This is a genomic window from Nitrosomonas sp. (assembly GCF_022842015.1).
Taxonomy (GTDB): Bacteria; Pseudomonadota; Gammaproteobacteria; order Burkholderiales; family Nitrosomonadaceae; genus Nitrosomonas.
Genome location: NZ_JALHQJ010000065.1, coordinates 1 through 17,369, shown reverse-complemented (window position 1 = coordinate 17,369; position 17,369 = coordinate 1). Strand labels below are relative to the sequence as shown.

General features: G+C 44.9%; 16 protein-coding genes. 10 read left to right on the top strand and 6 right to left on the bottom strand.

Annotation, left to right across the window (positions count from 1 at the left end; genetic code table 11):
• On the bottom strand, positions 1 to 848 hold an 848-nt coding region (locus Q0C11_RS11745), incomplete at its 3' end, for a bestrophin family protein (protein WP_293008186.1).
• Positions 849 to 1,060: 212 nt separating this feature from the next.
• Between Q0C11_RS11745 and Q0C11_RS11740 the strand changes: the two genes are divergently transcribed.
• From Q0C11_RS11740 to Q0C11_RS11720, 5 genes are all read left to right on the top strand, one after another.
• A complete protein-coding gene (locus Q0C11_RS11740) occupies positions 1,061 to 2,245 on the top strand; it encodes an alpha/beta fold hydrolase (RefSeq protein WP_293008192.1) in 1,185 nt (394 codons plus the stop codon).
• Positions 2,246 to 2,357: 112 nt separating this feature from the next.
• A complete protein-coding gene (locus tag Q0C11_RS11735) occupies positions 2,358 to 2,696 on the top strand; it encodes a cupin domain-containing protein (protein ID WP_293008184.1) in 339 nt (112 codons plus the stop codon).
• 30 nt (positions 2,697 to 2,726) lie between these two features.
• A complete protein-coding gene (locus Q0C11_RS11730) occupies positions 2,727 to 3,080 on the top strand; it encodes an arsenate reductase family protein (protein ID WP_293008182.1) in 354 nt (117 codons plus the stop codon).
• Positions 3,081 to 3,255: 175 nt separating this feature from the next.
• Entirely contained in the window at positions 3,256 to 5,775 is a 2,520-nt protein-coding gene (locus Q0C11_RS11725) for a 3-hydroxyacyl-CoA dehydrogenase/enoyl-CoA hydratase family protein (protein WP_293008180.1), read from the top strand.
• Positions 5,776 to 5,798: 23 nt separating this feature from the next.
• Positions 5,799 to 6,998, top strand: coding sequence for an acetyl-CoA C-acyltransferase (locus Q0C11_RS11720; protein WP_293008178.1), 1,200 nt, complete (start codon positions 5,799 to 5,801; stop codon positions 6,996 to 6,998).
• A gap of 23 nt (positions 6,999 to 7,021) precedes the next feature.
• Here the strand turns inward: Q0C11_RS11720 and Q0C11_RS11715 are convergent, their stop codons facing one another.
• Together Q0C11_RS11715 and smpB are read right to left on the bottom strand one after the other, a co-directional pair.
• Positions 7,022 to 8,059, bottom strand: a complete 1,038-nt coding sequence (locus Q0C11_RS11715; RefSeq protein ID WP_293008176.1) for a COX15/CtaA family protein — start codon at positions 8,057 to 8,059, stop codon at positions 7,022 to 7,024.
• Between the two features lie 52 nt (positions 8,060 to 8,111).
• On the bottom strand, positions 8,112 to 8,555 hold the full coding sequence (smpB, locus tag Q0C11_RS11710; RefSeq protein WP_293008174.1) for an SsrA-binding protein SmpB: 444 nt from the start codon (positions 8,553 to 8,555) through the stop codon (positions 8,112 to 8,114).
• 88 nt (positions 8,556 to 8,643) lie between these two features.
• On the opposite strand from smpB, the gene Q0C11_RS11705 reads away from it, so the two are divergent.
• The 4 genes from Q0C11_RS11705 to xth all read left to right on the top strand — a co-directional run bounded on the left by Q0C11_RS11705 (position 8,644) and on the right by xth (position 12,455).
• Positions 8,644 to 9,081, top strand: a complete 438-nt coding sequence (locus Q0C11_RS11705; RefSeq protein ID WP_293008172.1) for a type II toxin-antitoxin system RatA family toxin — start codon at positions 8,644 to 8,646, stop codon at positions 9,079 to 9,081.
• Positions 9,078 to 9,377: an RnfH family protein gene (locus tag Q0C11_RS11700; protein ID WP_293008170.1), complete on the top strand. Its 300-nt coding sequence runs from the start codon at positions 9,078 to 9,080 to the stop codon at positions 9,375 to 9,377. Before Q0C11_RS11705 ends, Q0C11_RS11700 begins: the two co-directional genes overlap by 4 nt.
• A 199-nt stretch (positions 9,378 to 9,576) precedes the next feature.
• Positions 9,577 to 11,514: an ATP-dependent DNA helicase gene (locus tag Q0C11_RS11695; RefSeq protein ID WP_293008168.1), complete on the top strand. Its 1,938-nt coding sequence runs from the start codon at positions 9,577 to 9,579 to the stop codon at positions 11,512 to 11,514.
• Between the two features lie 173 nt (positions 11,515 to 11,687).
• Complete coding sequence (gene xth / locus Q0C11_RS11690) at positions 11,688 to 12,455, top strand: exodeoxyribonuclease III (protein WP_293008190.1); 768 nt, start codon at positions 11,688 to 11,690, stop codon at positions 12,453 to 12,455.
• A 147-nt stretch (positions 12,456 to 12,602) separates the two neighbouring features.
• Here the strand turns inward: xth and Q0C11_RS11685 are convergent, their stop codons facing one another.
• The 3 genes from Q0C11_RS11685 to glnA all read right to left on the bottom strand — a co-directional run bounded on the left by Q0C11_RS11685 (position 12,603) and on the right by glnA (position 15,097).
• Positions 12,603 to 13,052 (bottom strand): DUF4124 domain-containing protein, encoded by a 450-nt coding sequence (locus Q0C11_RS11685; RefSeq protein ID WP_293008166.1) that lies wholly within the window; start codon positions 13,050 to 13,052, stop codon positions 12,603 to 12,605.
• The gene (locus Q0C11_RS11680) at positions 13,053 to 13,502 is read right to left on the bottom strand and encodes a DUF4124 domain-containing protein (protein ID WP_293008164.1); all 450 of its coding nucleotides are present in this window, start codon (positions 13,500 to 13,502) and stop codon (positions 13,053 to 13,055) included.
• A gap of 185 nt (positions 13,503 to 13,687) precedes the next feature.
• Positions 13,688 to 15,097, bottom strand: a complete 1,410-nt coding sequence (gene glnA, locus Q0C11_RS11675) for a type I glutamate--ammonia ligase (protein WP_293008188.1) — start codon at positions 15,095 to 15,097, stop codon at positions 13,688 to 13,690.
• Between the two features lie 224 nt (positions 15,098 to 15,321).
• Here glnA and recQ point away from each other — a divergent pair, with 224 nt between their 5' ends.
• Positions 15,322 to 17,121, top strand: coding sequence for a DNA helicase RecQ (recQ, locus tag Q0C11_RS11670; protein ID WP_293008162.1), 1,800 nt, complete (start codon positions 15,322 to 15,324; stop codon positions 17,119 to 17,121).
• Positions 17,122 to 17,369: the final 248 nt, after the last annotated feature.

The following is a 17,369-nucleotide window of genomic DNA, read 5'->3' as shown; positions in this document are numbered from 1 at the left end:
ATATTACGGCAAATGGCGGACATTGGCACATCTTCCATTTTTCGTTCAAAGGGTTCTTCGGTGCGTTGTCCAATACGTTCAGTAATTGTGAAAATTGTAGCCAGGATCACATAAATCGGCAAAGTCCCCCATCCGAGGTGTTGGACTAATCCTAATGGGAGTAATAGCACAAAAACCCAGACGAAGGATTTGGTAAAAAATCCATATTGGCGAGGTAATGGCGTGGTTTTAATTCGCTCGCAACTGCCCTGAGCAGCAAAAAATGCTTTGATCGATTCCATCAATCCGAAGATATAAGCGTGTTCGCTAATCCATCCCGCCATATGAAGTTCTTTTAACCGCTGCGCTTGCCGATGATTCAGTTGCGTTGCTTTATTAGTCGCCTTATTCAGTCCTTGATATTCTGAATCGGACAAAAAAGGTTTCAGTTCTTGCCAGGTTTCCTCGCGCCGCAATTGCAAGCGAAGGGCGTTTAAAAAAGCCAGGTGCCGATAGATGACTTCAGTATGAATGTTTGCTATGGTTTCTTGAGGTGCTGGTATCTGCGAATTTGGATAGCGAATGTATCCCATTACCTGAGCGGTAAAGTTCCTTGAAGTATTTGTCAGGCTACCCCAGGCAGTCCGAGCTTCCCAGTATCGATTATAGGCTTCGTTATTCCGGAAACCCAATAAAATTGCCACGGCGATTCCAAACACACTGATTTCTGCATCTGGAAAAGTTAAGTTTTTAAAATAAGAACGTGCATTTAATGCACAGACAAGATACCCATAGACAAAGAAAAACAGAATATTCCATCCATCAATTTTGAGTATCCATTTAAATCGTATCGATCGTTGTACAATCATAAACAGTTTTTCGGTTAAATATGGGTTTAATAGAAACTTCAACGCAAGATGGGGAAGAATTCTGCAAATAATTGTTCAATCGGTCATTAGCAGATATTGGAAAGTGCATTGATTAAGATTCATGGTATACCGTTTAAAATTTTTTGTGTATGCAATTATCCAATAGATTAGAGCGGCAACCAATACAGGCTGTTTGCTGGTTTGGCCGAGTGATGATTTTGACAGGTATGGTTTTGTTTCTGGTGCCGCTATCCGGCTGTGTACATCAAAAATTCGTCAATGAGCCTTATCCTCGCTGGGGGAAAGAAGTTCGAATTGATTCGTCCGATGGTGATGGGCCAACGATACTGCGAACGCTTTCTCCACCGGATTCTGCTAAAGCCCCTGCTTGTGTGTTATTAGTTCACGGCATGAACGAGCATATCGGACGCTATGGCGAGGTGGCGCGTTACTTTGCCCAGCAGTTTATGGTTGCGGGTTTTGATCATTATGCGCATGGGTTGTCCAATCCGGTATTGCGACAGGCAGATTTGGCGTTAGTAAGCGGTGCAAGTAGACAAGAAGTCAGCGATGCTTACCTAGCGCAAACGACGCTGAAGGACTTGAAGCCACTTCGACGCAATCTGGGTCGGGCGCTTAGAGAAACTATTACGCAGTGCGACAAAGAGAGCGAGCCGGGGCGTCCATTATTTATCGTTGCGCATAGTTTGGGTGCGTTGGTGACGGCTTCTTACTTGATACAACTTCATGATGAGGTTGATCTGGTCAGACGCGTGCGCGGGGTCATTTTTCTGGCTCCTGCGTTTGCGGTTAGTGAGCCGCCAGGTTGGCGTGGTTGGGTGGCGAATCCGTTGATCAAACTGTCTTTTCATGCCGAAACACATTTCTTGCGCCCCCAGGATGAACCCTTACCTTTGTTAATTTTTAATCAGGCATTAGCGCTAGTGACTGTGCCACTCCTGGATGGTCTGTTTGAAATGGCATCCTGGCTTGGCTTGCGAAGCTTTCTGTCACCGGCATCCCCGGATTGGGTGCAGGATTATTTGACCGATAGTGAAGAAGAAAAAGCGCGTTTGCGCGCTGATGGCTGGATTGTCCGTCGCACCTTGCTGCGTTTCGTGAAAGGCATTGAAGCGGAGATTGTGCATTTCCGCCGCCACATGGCGCAATTCACAATACCTTATTATCTGGTGTATTCGGAACATGATCCGATCACGCCAGCATGGGGCAGCAAGGATTTTGCTCATGCGACTTTACAGCATCAACCTGATAACGAAATTCTGATGTTTCCCAATTTTGACTATCACCAGCATTTATTTTTAAAAGAACCTGCGCGTACCGCGCTTATGAGGAATATCCTGCAATGGATGGAGCATCGGTTGAATGCGTCGGAATGATCGCTGGCGTTCGGTATCAGCGCCACGATTTGTGGTATCGATTACCGTGATCCCTTATACTTGTCATGCTGTTTAAAAGCACAGTTTTAATAGAATGTGAGGTGATAGAGACATGATGAAGGCAGCATTATCGGAACTGATGCAACGTATACCCGGCAAAGCAAGTGCGGAATGGCCCTCGGGCGAGCCTTTTACGCTGGCATTTGCGCATGGCACCATGTCGGTTGAAGTTTATGCACCCAAGGACACCGATATACAAACCCCACATGATCAGGATGAGCTGTATTTCATTTATTCCGGTCATGGCGAGATTGTAGTGGCGGGCGAACGTCACTCATTTGAACCCGGTATGGTATTTTTTGTTGCGGCTTATGTCGAGCATCGCTTTGAGAATTTCTCATCGGATTTTTCTACCTGGGTGGTTTTCTGGGGGCCGAAAGGTGGCGAATAATTATCTTATACACAGTAAATTATAACGATTATGCTCAAATTTTATAGCTATAAGCAGTGCGGCACCTGCCGCAAAGCGGAACAATTTTTACAGCAGGCCAAAATTGATTACGATTTCATTGATATCACCGATAATCCGCCGAATGCAGAAGAGCTTGCCGCTATTGCTGAGCGTGCCAATGTCTCACTGAACAAGCTATTTAATACCAGTGGGGTGCAATACCGCGAATTAAAAATCAAGGAGCAATTGCCCGCATTATCTAGCCGAGAGATACTCACGCTGCTTGCTGGCAATGGTCGTCTGATCAAAAGACCACTGATTACCGATGGCGACCGTGCAACCGTAGGTTTTGATGCTGAGCAATTTGCGCTTATCTGGAGTTAAAGTTTCGCGAGAATAGTTTTTAAGTTCAGGCGCTGATGACGTGAAGTACTGCAGGTATTGTTCCTAGCTTCAAAAACAAACAAGCTTGCGCTTTAGGTCTCATGCTTGTACTCTTTCAGCCACGATCGATACGAACAGTGTCTTATTCCATAACCGGATCAAGCAGGAGGCGAAATTGAGTGATCAACGTTTTTTAGTGCGCAAGGCGGCGGTACTGGGGGCTGGAGTGATGGGCGCGCAGATTGCTGCGCATCTGGTCAATGCCAACATCGAAACTTTGTTGTTTGAGTTGCCGGGCGAGGCGGATAATCCCAATGCCAATGTCATTAAGGCGGTGGAGAAGCTTAAAAAGCAAGAGCCTGCTCCGCTATCGATCAAAACCAAAGCCATCTGCATTCAACCGGCGAATTATGATCAACATCTGGAGCGGCTCAAAGACTGTGATCTGGTGATCGAAGCGATTGCCGAACGGATGGATTGGAAACGTGATCTGTACACCAAGGTTGCGCCTTATCTGGGTGAACATACGATTTTTGCCAGTAATACCTCAGGACTATCGATCAATCAACTGGCAGAAGCTCTTCCAGAAGCATTGCGGCACCGTTTCTGCGGTATACATTTTTTTAACCCACCACGCTATATGCATCTGGTCGAGTTGATTCCCTGCCAAACCAGCGATGCGACTATGCTTGATCATCTAGAAGAATTTTTGGTAACTGATCTGGGCAAGGGCGTGATACGTGCCAAAGACACCCCTAATTTCATTGCCAATCGTATCGGCGTGTTTTCGCTGTTAGCGACCATGCATCATGGGCGGGAATTTAATTTTGGGTTTGATCTGGTCGATGGACTGACGGGCTCCTTGATTGGGCGTCCTAAAAGCGCAACATTCCGCACCGCGGATATCGTTGGTTTGGATACTCTAGGGCATGTTATCAATACAATGCGCGATACGTTACCAGGTGATCCCTGGCATCGCTATTTTGCGGTGCCGGATTGGTTGCAAGGCCTGATTGATAAGGGCGCGCTGGGTGAGAAGGTCAAGCGCGGGGTGTATCATAAAATAAAAAATGAGATTCATGTGTTTGATTTGCTATCGCAAACATATCGTGTGTCTGCAGGTGAAGTGGATGAAGAACTGAAGCGACTGTTGAAATACAGCACTCCTGCAGAAAAATTTGCTGGGCTACGCAATAGCCAGCAGCCGCAAGCGCAATTTTTGTGGTCTATATTCCGCGATTTGTTCCATTATTGCGCGGTGCAATTGGAAGCAATTGCGAATAATGCACGTGATCTCGATCTGGCGGTGCGTTGGGGTTTTGGCTGGGATCAAGGGCCGTTTGAAATCTGGCAAGCAGCAGGATGGAAGCAAATTTCCACTTGGATTCAGGAAGATATCGCCGCTGGTAAAAGCATGAGCCAAGCACCATTGCCGCAATGGGTATTGGCAATTGCCGCAAGCGATATGCAAAGCGTGCATACTAGTCAAGGTTCTTTTGCTCCTGCCTCCGGGCAACTGCAACCGCGCTCCGTGCTGCCCGTATATCAACGTCAACTGTTCCCTGATCAATTGGTGGGTGAAGAAGTGGTATATGGAAAAACCATATTTGAGACCGATGCCGTAAGGATGTGGCATAGCGGTGATGGTATTGCCATACTCAGTTTCAAGAGCAAAATGCACACGATTGGCATAGATGTACTGGAAGGTGTGCAACAAGCAATCAAGGAGGCTGAAAAAGATTGGCGTGCCCTGGTGATCTGGCAGACAGAACCACCGTTTTCTGCTGGCGCTAATTTGCAGAAAGCCGCAGGGGGACCCAAGTCGGGCGCACAGCATGGTGTTAGTGCACCGCCGCCACCCACTGCATTTCAGTCATTCTTGAAAAAATTCAAGAAATCAGCGCAAGCCACAGTGCTGCAAGTGGCACGAGAATTGGATCTTGCTGATGCGTTGATGGCTAAGAAACTGGCAGAAGTGGAAGCAATGATCAAACAGTTTCAACAAGCTTCGCAAGCGCTACGCTATTCGATGATTCCGACAGTTGCCGCCGTGGATGGCTTAGCGTTGGGTGGCGGATGCGAATTTGTCATGCATTGTGACCGGGCTGTAGCAACATTGGAAAGTTATATTGGTTTGGTGGAAACTGGCGTTGGATTATTGCCCGCGGGAGGTGGATGTAAGGAATTCGCCATGAGAGCGGCACAAAATGCCAAAGACGGCGATCCTTTTCCATCACTCAAATATTATTTTCAGACTGTGGCGATGGCAGAACTGGCGAAAAGCGCAGAGCAAGCAAAAGATCTCGGCTATTTGCGTCTTGCCGATACCGTGGTGATGCATCGTTTTGAATTATTGTATGTGGCTAAAGCACAGGCACTGGCGTTAGCAGAAACCGGCTATCGTCCACCATTGCGTGCGCGGGAAATTCCAGTGGCAGGGAACGCTGGTATTGCAACGATCAAAAGTCAGTTGGTTAATCTGCGCGAAGGTGATTTTATTTCCGAGCATGACTATCTGATTGCCAGTAAAGTAGCTCATGTCATGTGTGGTGGTGATTTAACTCCCGGCAGTTTGGTCGATGAAGATTGGTTCCTGGAGTTGGAGCGGGCAGCCTTCATGGAGTTGCTGGCAACCGAAAAAACCCAGGCGCGTATCGCACATACACTGAAAACCGGTAAGCCACTTAGAAACTGATATCACGACTCACGGAGAATCCTATGACTAAGCAAACTCAAGAAGCCTATATTGTAGCTGCTACACGTACTCCGGTGGGAAAAGCACCGCGTGGCATGTTCAAAAATGTACGCCCTGATGACATGCTGGTGCATGTGTTGCGCGCGGTGATGAAACAATGTGAAGGACTGGATCCGACAGCGATTGATGATGTGATTGTTGGTTGTGCCATGCCGGAAGCGGAGCAGGGTATCAATGTTGCACGTGTGGCGCTGTTATTAGCAGGTTTGCCCAATAGCGTGGCTGGTATGACAGTCAATCGCTTTTGTGCCTCGGGCCTGCAGTCGGTCGCTTTGGCTGCGGATCGTATTCGTCTCGGAGAAGCCGACGTGATGATTGCAGGCGGTACTGAAAGCATGAGCATGATACCGATGATGGGCAACAAAGTTTCCATGAATCCAATGATGTTTCAACATGAAGAAAATGTGGCGATCGCTTATGGGATGGGCATGACCGCTGAAAAAGTGGCCGAACAGTGGAAAGTATCACGCGAAGATCAGGATGAATTTGCCCTGACCAGTCATCAACGTGCCATAAAAGCCATCGAATCTGGTGAGTTCCAACAGGAAATTGCACCTTATCCAGTGGACGAGAAGCGTCCTGATTTGGTTACGTATAGCGTGCGTGAAAAAATTATAGTCAAAAACAATGACGAGGGGCCGCGAGCCGACACCAACCTAGATGCATTGGCCAAATTGAGACCGGTTTTTGCTGCCAAAGGTTCGGTGACTGCGGGAAATAGTTCACAAATGTCGGATGGTGCCGGAGCAGTGGTCCTGATGAGTGAGGCTGCGATGCAACGTTTTAATCTATCCCCGTTAGGACGATTCATTGGATTTTCGGTCGCAGGCGTGCCGCCTGAGATTATGGGTATCGGCCCGATCAAAGCCATTCCCAAAGCGCTCGCACAAACCGGAATCAAGCAGGATGATTTGGATTGGATTGAGTTAAATGAAGCATTTGCGGCCCAGAGCCTTGCCGTGATACGTGATCTGGATCTGGATCGCAATAAAGTAAATCCTCTGGGCGGTGCAATTGCATTGGGTCATCCGTTAGGAGCAACGGGTTCAATCCGGGTAGCCACATTGCTGCATGGATTGCGACGCCATAAACTGAAGTACGGCATGGTGACTATGTGCATTGGTAGCGGCATGGGGGCAGCAGGAGTGTTTGAGGCCCTTTAACCGGGCAGATAAAAGTTGGTTAATCAAACCTGCCCGACTTTTGATGTTTCACGGAAGCGGTGACTGACCCATAACGATGCTGCAAATAGCAATACTGCGCCACCCTGATGGGAAGCTGCCAGATGGATCGGCACCACCTGTAATAATGTTGTGATACCTAAGCTGATTTGCACTACCAGCATTATTAAAAAAAGATTACAAGCAAGGCGTGTAGTACCTGAAAGTTCAGCTTTGCGTGCTTTGAACCAAAATAGCGGGACTAAAAAAGCTAATAGCCATGCAATCAATCGGTGGTCAAATTGTACTGTGGTGATATTATCAAAAAAATTTCGATACCACGGCTCCAGGATGAAGAGATCTGGCGGAATCAAATGCCCATTCATTAACGGGAAGGTGTTATAAGCTAAGCCAGCACGAATACCAGCAACAAAACCGCCGGACAGGATCATGATAAAAATTAATGACGTGAGGCTATAGGAGAATCTGCGCAAACTTTGAATTTTTTCGTTGAGCCTGGAGTGTTCGCTTTGTGGTGTGAGTAAACCCAGTGCAACCCAGAACATTGCGGCAAAAATCACAAAGGCCAGCCCAAGATGCGCGGTGAGCCGATACTGACTGACATGCGGATCGTTAACCAATCCGCTCATGACCATGTACCATCCCATAAATCCCTGTAATCCTCCCAGAATAAATATACCTGTCAACTTGATCCCTAGGGATCGATCGATACTTTTCTTAACCAGGAAATAAACAAAAGGGACAAAAAATACTATACCGATAAGCCGCCCCAACAGGCGATGAAAGTATTCCCACCAGAAAATATTTTTAAATTCGGCAACACTCATACCTTTATTAATTTTTTGATACTGAGGGGAAGAGCGGTATTTCTCAAGCAGCACATCCCAATCTTCCTGCGTGATTGGAGGCATGGTGCCCACGATAGGTTGCCACTCGACAATCGAGAGTCCTGAATCAGTTAACCGCGTAACGCCACCAACCACTATCATGGCAAATACCATGACACAACAAATAAGCAACCAAGTCGCAATAGGTTTTTGCATAATCGTAAAAGTTATTAAATAAAATTAAATCGATGAATTATAGTGAATTGTTTCATTTTGCGCGCATCAAGCGTTGTTTAGTGCGTTCCCATTCTTTTTCTTTCTCGGACTCGCGCTTATCATGTTGTTTCTTGCCTTTGGCTAAGCCTATTTCCAGTTTAATCCTGCCTGCTTTATAGTGCATATCCAATGGAACCAGAGTATATCCTGCGCGTTCGACTTTACCGATAAGTCGTCTGATTTGTTCTGCATGCAGCAATAATTTACGCGTGCGTACCGGATCAGGGTTAATATGCGTGGAGGCGGTCTTAAGCGGACTAATATGGCTGCCAATGAGATATAACGCGCTGTTTCGAATAATGACATAAGCTTCTTTTAGCTGAACCCGACCATCGCGTATGGATTTGACTTCCCATCCTTCCAGCACTAAGCCTGTTTCGTATTTTTCCTCGATGAAATAATCGTGAAAAGCTTTTTTGTTTTGTACTATACTCATACAGGAATTAAGCAACAGGAATGGCTAAAGTTAGGGATATTTTATCAGTTTTTCGGTGTTTCCTCATTGATACGGGTTGATTTACTTTATGGCAGAAATAGAAAAATCAGTTTTGGTTGAATATTCAGCCAGTCAAATGTTTGTATTAGTCGATAATGTTGGGGAATATCCAAAATTCCTTCCGTGGTGCGGTGGCACCTCGGTAGATCCGCAAGATGAAGTAACCACGCATGCTACAGTCAAGATTGACTATCATCATATCCGACATAGCTTTACCACTAAAAATAAGCGCTTTCCACCCGACTTGATTGAAATGAGCTTGCTGGATGGCCCCTTTGAGCATCTGGATGGTTACTGGCAGTTTGTTCCATTATCCGATAATGCCTGCAAGATAAAATTCCGCTTGCACTACACTTTTTCAAATAAAATCCTGGAGAAACTAGTGGGGCCGGTGTTTCACATGATCGCGAATAGCTTTGTCGAATCTTTTATTGACCGGGCGGAAGAAATCTACGGCAAGAAATGACTGCGGTGCTTCAGATTGAAATTGCCTATGCGCTGTCGAATATTCAAGTTCTGAAAAAAATCACTGTACCGTTGGGTTGTACGGTTGAGCAAGCACTAACAATTTCCGATATTTTGCAGCAATTCCCAGAAATTGATCTAGCCAATAACAAGTTGGGGATTTTTGGAAAATTTGTGCGGTTGGATACGCAATTACATTCTAACGACAGAATCGAAATTTATCGCCCGTTGATAATAGATCCGAAGGAAATCAGACGAATGCGCGCTAAAAATTCCGCACATTCAGATAATCGTTGACCTTGGCCATCATTACTGAATAGCTTTTTCTTTTGGATAGTTTCTAATGAATTTATTCATCCCGTAAGTTACATGTTGTGCTTATTGATATCCCGAATTTTTATTGTTTCATTCTAATTATTTCAATCTTACCCGAAGATATCATTCCCAATAAATTGTGATGTGTGTATAGCCTTGGAATTTTAGCAGATCTGATTCTATGCTTGATATTGATTCCATTTTCTCATCCGATGGCGTACTTTCTAATCACATTACGGGGTTTCGTGCGCGTTCACAACAATTAGAAATGGCGCAAGCTATTGCAGCAGCGATCGCCAAGAACGAGGTTCTGGTTGCTGAAGCAGGCACTGGAACAGGTAAAACTTTCGCCTATTTGGTACCAGCCTTGTTAGCAGGTGGCAAAGTAATCATCTCCACAGGAACAAAGACGCTACAAGATCAATTATTTAATCGTGACATTCCAACATTGCGCGCAGCACTTAAAATGCCGGTTACGGTTGCATTATTAAAAGGACGGGCTAATTATATTTGTCATTATCACTTAGAAAAGAGCCTGCAGGATACGCATTTGAGCTTTATCAATCGTGACGAGATCCAGTATCTACAAAAAATAGAACGCTACGCCAACATCACTAAAAGTGGTGACAAAAGTGGTTTGAGTGAAGTACCTGAAATGGCTGCCATTTGGCAGCATGTGACTTCAACCCGAGATAACTGCCTAGGTTCCGAATGTCCAAACTATAAAAAATGTTTTGTAATGGAAGCGCGTAAGCAAGCGTTAATGGCGGATATCGTAGTGGTGAATCACCACTTGTTTTTTGCCGACGTTATGCTGCGTGATGAAGGCTTGTCTGAATTACTCCCTGCCTGTAATACGGTCATTTTTGATGAAGCGCACCAATTGCCGGAAACGGCCAGTTTATTTTTTGGTGAGTCGATTAGTACTGGGCAATTGTTGGATCTTGCGCGCGATGTCAAACTGGAAGCAATTCAAGCTGCCGGTGATTTTGTGCAGCTGCCAGAAGCAATTGCCACCATGGAAAAAGCTGCACGCGATTTGCGCTTAACCATCAAGGAAGACAACATGCGGTTGTCTTTGTCGACGGCAAATCAGCAGCCGGATTTTAATGTGGCACTGGATAAGCTACTGAAGCAATTGATTGACTTGGTGAAATTACTGGAAAGTCAGGCAGAACGATCAGAAGGATTAGAAAACTGCCGGCAGCGAGCAACCAATCATTTGTATTTAATCCAGCGCTGGCGTAATGAAACCGAAATGCAAGACCATGTCCGCTGGATTGAGGTTTACAATCAGGCATTGCAACTCAATGCGACACCATTGTCGATTTCTGAAATCTTTCAAAAGCAAATGATGGCATCACCGCGTGCCTGGATTTTTACTTCAGCAACATTGTCGGTTAAAAAGGATTTTTCCCATTACAATAATGAAATGGGATTGAATACAGCACAAACTGCTTGTTGGGACAGCCCATTTAATTTTTCTGAGCAGGCGCTGCTCTATGTGCCGCTTGGTTTGCCGGAACCACATCATAAAACTTATATCGATCAGGTTGTTCAATCGGCATTACCGGTACTGCGTGCCAGCCGCGGGCGCGCTTTTTTCCTTTGTACCAGTTTACGCGCGATGCAGCGGATTTATGAGTTATTGCAGAATTCCGATGACTTCGGTGATTTCCCGTTGCTGCTTCAGGGGCAGGGTTCGCGTTCATATATGCTCGAGCGTTTCCGCACACTAAATAATGCAATTTTGGTTGGCAGCCAGTCCTTTTGGGAAGGCGTCGATGTGCGAGGGGAAGCGTTATCGCTGGTTATCATTGATAAACTGCCGTTTGCGCCCCCAGATGACCCTGTTTTATCAGCGCGCATTGAGAAAATTAATAACGAAGGCGGCAATGCTTTCATGGAATACCAATTGCCCCGTGCAGTGATCAATCTTAAGCAGGGCGCGGGACGCTTGATTCGGGATGAAACAGATCGTGGTGTTTTGATGATTTGTGATCCGCGTTTAACAAAAAAAGGTTACGGTAGACAAATATGGCAGAGTTTGCCGCCTATGAAGCGTACTCGGGATTTGGCAGAGGTCGAACGCTTCTTTCATGCTGCTGGAGAGAATTGATTCTTCAATTTGGGATAATTTATTTTTCCAATAATATTATAGGCTTAATGATCCAAAATAGCACGAATGACACAAAGATCAAGCCAATATTAAACATAATACAACGATACGTGATGATTTCTCTGAGGTTTATTACGAATAATGATGATATAGGGTATAAATAGTTTATGGTTATGAAATTAGCAACCTGGAATGTTAATTCACTCAAAGTACGTTTGCCGCAAGTCATTGACTGGCTAATTGAAAATAAACCCGATGTGCTATGTCTGCAGGAAATTAAAGTAATCGATGAAAATTTTCCTATGGATGAAATAATGACTGCAGGTTATGAGCCTGTTTTCATTGGGCAGAAAACTTATAATGGTGTTGCAATACTCAGTAAACAAAAAGCAAGCAACGTAATTACTGCAATACCAGGTTTGGCGGATGAGCAAAAAAGAGTAATTGCTGCAACTTATGGCGATCTACGTGTCATTTGTGCCTATGTGCCGAATGGAGATCATGTTGAATCGGAGAAATATGAATATAAACTGCGTTGGTTGCCGGCCTTTACTCAATGGCTACAGCAAGAATTAATGGATCATAAAAAATTGGCTGTACTGGGCGATTTTAATATCGCACCGGAGGATCGTGATGTCTATGATGCGGAACTTTGGAGCGGAAAGGTGCTATGCAGTGAGCCAGAGCGCACGGCTTTTAGAAATATACTTAATTTAGGATTGACTGATAGCTTTCGCTTGTTTGAACAACATGAGAAATCCTATACCTGGTGGGATTATCGCATGATGGCTTTTCGTCGAAACCAGGGATTGCGGATTGATCACATATTACTGAGTGATGAACTTTCTAACGCATGCGTGACATGTATGGTTGATAAAACAATGCGCAAGCTGGAACGTCCCTCGGATCATGCGCCTGTTTGGGTTGAGCTTTCCGCCTGATCTAGTAGCTTTATAGACTACTAAAAACGCGCTGAGTTGATGCAAGACAAAAAAACGGATAAAAGTGTGCAGTTACGCCCCGAATAAAAGATCATCCTTAGCCCATCTCTTAACGTCGCAATACAATATAGATTGCTTTGATATAGCTTACCTGGTTTTTCCGGGCATCTTATTCAGATCGTTTTTCATCAATTCCAGATTATTCTCGCGCACACTAATTTCTTCTCGTAACCGATCTACCCGGTTGAGGTATCTTTGGTAATTGCGTTCACTACCCAAGCGATCTGGCATGCCATCTTTGTACTCATTTCTGGCTTCATTAAGCTGCGCTTCTTCCTCGGCAATTTTATTTTGCAATTGTTCACGATCCTCTTTGAGTTTCATGGATTCTCTGCGCTTCGAAATTCGTTCTTCAACTTCCCCAGTATCTACATGTGGAACAACAATAATCGGGGGTAAATCGACGCGTTTGGAATCATTGGAAGGTATATTCGAATAGGTTACGTTACCGTTCTCATCAATGTGCTTATACACGCCGGCATGCGGCAAACTAAAATATAGAGCTAAGGCTATGAACAATAAGTAATTTATCAGCATTTATCGATTCAGCTCTTTTTTTAATGCTGCAACGTTTCTTTGATGCAGAAGCAACTTATTTTGTAGCTGGACAGCCTTTTCCTGAGAATTATTCTTGAATTCGGGCTTGTTGCGAATCTCATTCAAAAAATTCTGTGTTTCGGAAAAAAGTTTTGCTTCAGCGACAAGTTCTTTTTGTAAAATTTCACGGCGCATGACATCACGATCCTTCTGTGTGGTGTCAGTCACACGCGGAAGATTTAAATTTGAACTTGGTTTTGATTGACTGGATTTCGTGTTTCTTGAAAACGAGGCAATAGAAATTTTTTCTGCATTAGGGATACGTCGATTTGTAAAGGTGATGTTGCCATCTTCATCGACATATTTATAGATTTCTGAGCTGGCAATCGCTTGTGGAAAGCCAGCCGGCAATATAAAGATCAATAAAATCAAGAATATTTTTGTTTTCATATTTTGCTGAAAGAATATTAATGACAGTTACAACCGTTTGATTAGTTTATCAAAACTTTCTTTATCGAAAAGCAAAAAAAGAACTGTAATTCTTCCTTATTACATCACTTAATATATGAAACCTTATGCATCTATCCAATCGGCATTCATACTGCCATGCATCCAATTTTCTGAGCTTTCTTAAATTATAAGCTGTAATACAAATCAAATTCAATCGGATGTGTGGTGCTCCGTAATAATAGAACTTCATCCATCTTAAGCTGAATGTATGCGTCAATCAGATCATTGGAGAACACGCCGCCACGAATCAGGAAATCCCGATCTTTATCCAGGCATTCCAGAGCTTCATCTAATGAAGCGCAGGCATTAGGCACCTTGGCGGCTTCTTCTGGCGGTAAATCATAAAGATTTTTATCCATCGGATCGCCGGGATGTGTTTTATTTTGGATGCCATCTAAACCCGCCATCATTAATGCAGTAAATGCGAGATAAGGATTTGCGGTTGGATCGGGAAAACGAACCTCAATCCGCCGTCCTTTGGGATTGCTGGTATGTGGAATACGAATTGCAGCCGACCGGTTGCTGGCCGAATAAGCTAGATTGACCGGCGCCTCAAATCCGGCGACCAATCGTTTATATGAGTTGGTGCTGGGATTGCAGATTGCATTTAGTGCTTTGGCATGCTTAAGAATACCACCAAGGTAATACAAGGCAATTTCAGACAAGCCCGCATAACCGTTGCCAGAGAATAAGTTCTTACCATCTTTCCAGATCGACTGATGCACATGCATGCCTGAGCCATTATCGCCCACGATTGGCTTTGGCATGAAAGTTGCTGTTTTGCCGTATGAATGCGCAACGTTATGGATCACGTATTTAAGAATCTGATTCCAATCTGCACGTTTCACCAGACTGTTAAAGCGTGTACCTATTTCACATTGACCTGCGGTAGCCACTTCATGATGATGAACTTCGACCACCACACCCATTTCTTCCAGAGTTAAGCACATGGCAGAGCGAATATCTTGTAATGCGTCTACGGGGGGCACCGGGAAGTAACCACCTTTGATGGCAGGACGATGACCGACATTGCCACTTTCATACTTGATTGCGGAACTCCAGGCAGCTTCCTCAGATTCTATTTTGACCGAGCAACCCGACATGCCGGTATGCCAGCGGACAGAATCGAAAATAAAAAATTCAGGCTCCGGGCCAAAATAGGCAACGTCGCCGATGCCTGTTGATTTAAGGTAAATTTCTCCGCGTCTAGCTAGTGAGCGTGGATCGCGACTATAACCTTTACCGTCAGCGGGTTCGACCACGTCGCAGGTAAGCAGCAGTGTGGGTTCATCCATGAATGGATCCACATTAGCAGTATCAGGATCAGGGATCAATAACATGTCAGATGCTTGAATACCTTTCCAACCGCCAATTGACGAGCCGTCAAAAGGATGACCATCATCAAATGTATCTGCATCAAAGTTGTGCGAAGGTAGAGTGACATGATGCTCTTTTCCATTGGTGTCGGTAAAACGCAAATCAACGAATTTAATTTCATTGTCTTGAATCAATTTCAAAACATCAGCTACCACCATATTCATTTCTCCAAACTAATGTCACAAATTTTATAATTAAAAGTTCATTTAGATAGAATTATACCAGCACAACCACATGAATAATTTGAAAAGACATTAACGATTATCATCCAATCGACTGAATGGAAGTGAACATGCAAGCGTCTGGATGTGTATTCTATTGTAGTATCATGAGTAAAGTCTTTACGATTCGTAAAAGTCAATTTGCAGTAGTTCAATTCTGAATGTCCGAAGCACTCAACATACTTAAAGAAGTTTTTGGTTACCCAGCTTTTCGCGGACAGCAAGCGGAAGTCATTGCGCATCTCGCCAGTGGGGGCGACTGTTTGGTATTGATGCCAACGGGTGGTGGTAAGTCATTGTGCTATCAAATTCCAGCGTTATTGCGCAATGGTGTTGCTATTGTCGTGTCTCCACTCATTGCCTTGATGCAGAATCAAGTCACCGCATTGCACGAAATTGGGGTGCGTGCCGCGGTGCTGAATTCTTCATTGTCACAACAAGAAGCCATCCAAGTTGAGCAGAAGCTTTTAGCGGATGAATTTGATTTGTTGTATGTGGCGCCTGAGCGCTTGTTGACTGCGCGGTTTCTGAATCTGATTGCACGCATTCCAATTGCCTTGTTCGCAATTGATGAAGCGCATTGCGTTTCGCAATGGGGGCATGATTTCCGACCAGAATACATACAATTATCAATTTTACACGAGCGCTTTCCTGAGGTTCCCCGTATTGCATTGACAGCAACCGCTGACATGGATACGCGTAAAGAAATCATCGAGCGTCTTGGGCTGAACATAGCCAAGGTATTTGTGTCGAGTTTTGACCGCCCGAATATTCGTTATCAAATTGTCGATAAAACCAATAGCCGCTCACAGCTGTTGACTTTCATCCAAGCGGAACATCCAGGAGATGCTGGGATTGTGTATTGCCTGTCGCGTAAAAAAGTGGAAGAGACCGCCCTTTGGTTAGCGAAGCAGGGTTTGAGTGCGGTAGCCTATCATGCCGGCATGAGCATGCAGCAACGAAGCTTGAACCAGGAAAAGTTTTTGCGCGAAGAGAGCATCATCATGGTTGCTACGATTGCGTTTGGTATGGGAATCGATAAACCGGATGTGCGTTTTGTTGCGCATCTGGATTTGCCGAAAAGTATCGAAGGTTATTATCAGGAAACCGGCCGCGCTGGTCGTGATGGACAAGCCGCTAACGCTTGGATGGCCTATGGTCTTGGCGACGTCATTCAGCAGCGGCGTATGATTGAAGAATCCGAGGCGCAGCATAGATTTAAACAAGTGGCCGCGCGTAAACTGGAAGCCATGCTGTCGTTGTGCGAAACGACTACTTGTCGCCGTACTCGCATGCTAAGTTATTTCGGTGAGAGTATCGAGACAGCGGGGTGTGGAAATTGCGATATTTGTCTAAATCCGCCCCAAGTGTGGGATGCGACGGTGGAAGTGCAAAAAGCAATGTCGTGCGTTTATCGTACGGGGCAGATTTTCGGTGCAGGTCATTTAATTGATGTTTTGCGCGGCAATCTAACCGATCGTGTAAAAGAATGGCATCATGACAAAATCAGTACTTTTGGGATTGGGAAAGATTTTCCTGAAAAGACTTGGCGTGCGATATTTCGCCAAATCGTTGCGCTGGGTTTGTTGACACCGGATAGTGAAGGGCACGGTGCTTTGCATCTGACTGAGGCGAGCCGTGCTGTGCTTAAAGGACAGCAGAATGTGTGTTTGCGTCAACAAACAAAAATCGAGCAATTATCCAGAAAGCGCAGTGGCGATGATTTGATTTCCTTGGATTCAGCCGAACGCTCCTTGTGGGAGCAGTTGCGTTCATGGCGGGCAAAGACAGCTAAAGAGCATGGTGTTCCGGCTTATGTAATTTTTCATGACGCCACTTTGCACGAATTGGTGCGTTTATGCCCGCAAACGGAAGACGAATTGAGTCAAGTGACCGGTATCGGTGCGCGCAAACTCGATAAATATGGCACTTATTTGATGGAGATTCTGCGTGACGGTTAAGAAAGCATCGGATGATAGAAGACAAGTTAGACGGCACTTAACCAAGTGCTTGGAAATTTTTTCTGTTCTGTTATATACTCAAAACCTCAAGATAAATATGGTAAATCTAAATAAGGAAATTAAGTGATGAAACTGTCAATATTTACTGTAGTACTATTAGCTTTCTTAACCGCTTGCGGAAGCGCTGATATGGGTGATCCAAATGCAAGTGCCGATGACTGTGAATTTGGAATAGATGGTAATGGCAA

Excerpts from the sequence above, each read along its gene's own strand:
- Q0C11_RS11740 (WP_293008192.1), top strand. The coding sequence starts at position 1,061 with ATGATTTTGACAGGTATGGTTTTGTTTCTGGTGCCGCTATCCGGCTGT.
- Q0C11_RS11735 (WP_293008184.1), top strand. The coding sequence starts at position 2,358 with ATGATGAAGGCAGCATTATCGGAACTGATGCAACGTATACCCGGCAAA.
- Q0C11_RS11730 (WP_293008182.1), top strand. The coding sequence starts at position 2,727 with ATGCTCAAATTTTATAGCTATAAGCAGTGCGGCACCTGCCGCAAAGCG.
- Q0C11_RS11720 (WP_293008178.1), top strand. The coding sequence starts at position 5,799 with ATGACTAAGCAAACTCAAGAAGCCTATATTGTAGCTGCTACACGTACT.
- Q0C11_RS11715 (WP_293008176.1), bottom strand. The coding sequence starts at position 8,059 with ATGCAAAAACCTATTGCGACTTGGTTGCTTATTTGTTGTGTCATGGTA.
- smpB (WP_293008174.1), bottom strand. The coding sequence starts at position 8,555 with ATGAGTATAGTACAAAACAAAAAAGCTTTTCACGATTATTTCATCGAG.
- Q0C11_RS11705 (WP_293008172.1), top strand. The coding sequence starts at position 8,644 with ATGGCAGAAATAGAAAAATCAGTTTTGGTTGAATATTCAGCCAGTCAA.
- Q0C11_RS11700 (WP_293008170.1), top strand. The coding sequence starts at position 9,078 with ATGACTGCGGTGCTTCAGATTGAAATTGCCTATGCGCTGTCGAATATT.
- Q0C11_RS11695 (WP_293008168.1), top strand. The coding sequence starts at position 9,577 with ATGCTTGATATTGATTCCATTTTCTCATCCGATGGCGTACTTTCTAAT.
- xth (WP_293008190.1), top strand. The coding sequence starts at position 11,688 with ATGAAATTAGCAACCTGGAATGTTAATTCACTCAAAGTACGTTTGCCG.
- Q0C11_RS11685 (WP_293008166.1), bottom strand. The coding sequence starts at position 13,052 with ATGCTGATAAATTACTTATTGTTCATAGCCTTAGCTCTATATTTTAGT.
- Q0C11_RS11680 (WP_293008164.1), bottom strand. The coding sequence starts at position 13,502 with ATGAAAACAAAAATATTCTTGATTTTATTGATCTTTATATTGCCGGCT.
- glnA (WP_293008188.1), bottom strand. The coding sequence starts at position 15,097 with ATGGTGGTAGCTGATGTTTTGAAATTGATTCAAGACAATGAAATTAAA.
- recQ (WP_293008162.1), top strand. The coding sequence starts at position 15,322 with ATGTCCGAAGCACTCAACATACTTAAAGAAGTTTTTGGTTACCCAGCT.